This window comes from Frankia sp. AiPs1 (assembly GCF_023716945.1).
Lineage (GTDB): Bacteria > Actinomycetota > Actinomycetes > Frankiales > Frankiaceae > Frankia.
The window spans coordinates 1-1869 of record NZ_JAMQQF010000831.1; the positions used below are offsets into that span (position 1 = coordinate 1).

Annotated in this window: 1 protein-coding gene; it reads left to right on the top strand. The window is 72.1% G+C overall.

The window, feature by feature from the left end:
- Positions 1 to 240 precede the first annotated feature (240 nt).
- A complete protein-coding gene (locus ND748_RS31085) occupies positions 241 to 1497 on the top strand; it encodes a Glu/Leu/Phe/Val dehydrogenase (protein ID WP_251749874.1) in 1257 nt (418 codons plus the stop codon).
- Positions 1498 to 1869: the final 372 nt, after the last annotated feature.

A 1869-nucleotide genomic window follows, 5' to 3' on the forward strand; every position in this document is an offset into this window, starting at 1 on the left:
GGGCGGCCCCGCCCGGCGGACGGGGCCGACTGATCCGCGCGCACGTCCGCGACCGTACCCGCCCGTTCAGGCGGCCCGGGGCGCGCCCTCGACGCGCCGGGCGGAAGCCCTCCGCCGTCACCTATTGTTTGCGCCATATCGAGTCACTGCCACGGTGCGCAACGGAGCGCGCCGTGGTCGACGAACCCGGCGGCGCGTTCGGCGGCAGAGGGTGACTCGAAATGCGCCGCGGAGGTGCCTGTGATCCTCGGATCCGGCTCAGCATGGGACACGGCCTGCGTTCAACTGGGGAACGCGGCTCGTCATCTGGGCCTCGACGACGGACTGCACGAACTGCTCCGCACGCCCCGCCGGGCGATCACCGTCAGCGTGCCACTGCTGCGCGACGACGGTTCGCTGATGGTGCTGACCGGCTACCGCGTCCAGCACAACCTTGCCCGCGGCCCCGGCAAGGGCGGCATCCGCTACCACCCGAGCTGCGACCTCGACGAGGTCAAGGCGCTGGCGATGTGGATGACCTGGAAGTGCGCGCTGATGGGGATCCCCTACGGCGGGGCGAAGGGCGGCATCGCCGTGGAACCGGCGCTGCTGTCCCGCCAGGAGCTCGAGCGCATGACCCGGCGGTACGCCGCCGAGCTCGTCCCCCTGATCGGACCGGAGAAGGACATTCCCGCTCCCGACGTGGGCACCAACGAGCAGACCATGGCCTGGATCATGGACACCTACTCCGCCCACACCGGCCACACCACCACCGGCGTCGTGACCGGCAAGCCGCTGTCGATCGGCGGCTCCGCCGGACGGGCCGGGGCGACCAGCCGCGGCGTCCAGCTCGCGCTGTTCGCCGCCCTGCGCCAGACCGGCCGCGACCCGCACGACACGACCGTCGCCATTCAGGGCTTCGGCAAGGTCGGGGCGCTCGCCGCCCAGTACCTGCACGACGCCGGCTGCAAGGTCGTCGCCGTCTCGGACGTCAAGGGCGGCGTGTACAACCCGCAGGGCCTCAACCCGGCGGCGTTGATCCGCCACCTCGCCGAGGGTGCGGAGACCGTCGTCGGTTTCCCCGGCACGGACACCCTCACCAACGACGACCTGCTCGAACTCGACGTGGACGTGCTGATCCCCGCCGCCCTCGAAGGTGTCATCACCATCGAGAACGCCGACCGGATCAAGGCACGGATCATCGTCGAGGGGGCCAACGGCCCGGTGACGGCGGACGCCGACCGGATCCTGGAGGACCGGGACGTGATGGTCGTGCCGGACATCCTCGCCAACGGCGGCGGCGTCGCGGTCTCGTACTTCGAGTGGGTGCAGGACATGCAGGCCTACTTCTGGTCCGAGGACGAGGTCAACGACCGGCTTCGAATCCTGATGGAGCGGGCCTACAGCGAGGTGGCGATGCTCGCCACCACGCAGGGCGTCAGCTTGCGCAAGGCGGCGCACATCATCGGGGTGAGCCGGGTCGCCGAGGCCCACCAGACACGCGGCCTCTACCCCTGAGCGACCCGCAGCTCCCCGCGCACCGGGACCTGCCTCACCGGGACCTACCTGCGAGGGACCTGCCCGCGAGGGACCTGCCTCACCACGACCCGCCTCCCAGGGATCTGCCGCACGTCATGCAGATCCGATCGACGCCGACACGCGCCGGCGCGAGGTGACGCGCCGGCCCCGGAACGGGCCGCGCCGGGCGGCATCCCGGGACGCCCGGGACTGCCACCGGACGGTGCCGGTCGCCGAGTTGCCGAGGGTGACCACGGTCAAGGCCACCGATCGTGCGAGCTCTCGGCAACTCGTGCGGCTGCCCGACCCGACCGCCGCCCGACCGGGCCGCGTCCCGAACCCGCCTCGGCGGGGAACGCCGCCGCCTGGGCC